Here is a 569-nt window from a genome sequence, read left to right on the forward strand (position 1 = left end):
GGATGACGGACAACGTCACGCACGGCGAGCAGCCGGGGCACATAGGCCTCGGTCTGTGCGGGCAGATCCAGGTGCCAGAAATCGGTGGGCTCGCCGCGGCGCTCGTTGCGTCGTACGGCCCGCTGCACCGTGCCCTCGCCGGCATTGTATGCAGCGATGGCGAGCAGCCAGTCGCCGTCGAAGAATTCGTTGAGGTAGGCGAAGTAGTCCAGGGCTGCCTTGGTGGCGGCGACCGTGTCGCGGCGGCCGTCGTACCACCAGTCCCGACGCAGACCGAAATGCTTGGCCGTGCCGGGCACGAACTGCCACAGCCCCGCGGCGTGGCCGTGGGAATAGGCGAACGGCTTGTAGGCGCTCTCCACCACCGGAATCAGCGCCAGCTCCATGGGCAGGCCGCGCTGGCGGATGCGCTCGACGATGTAGGGGAGGTACGGCCGGGAGCGCTCGGCCACCCGCGCGAGGTACTGCGGGTCGCCGGTGTAGTGATCGATCTGCTCGGCAATGGCCGGGGATTCCGGCTCCGGCAGGCGGAAGCCGTCGCGCAGTGTCCGCCAGATGCCGTCCGGGCC

Annotated in this window: 1 protein-coding gene; it reads right to left on the minus strand. The window is 69.4% G+C overall.

Going from position 1 to position 569, the window contains the following annotated elements; all coding sequences use genetic code 11:
* Nucleotides 1–569 (minus strand): transglycosylase SLT domain-containing protein (locus tag G7A99_RS24090; RefSeq protein WP_163144598.1); only part of this gene is annotated, 569 nt, incomplete at both ends.

Source organism: Arhodomonas sp. KWT (genome assembly GCF_010993615.1).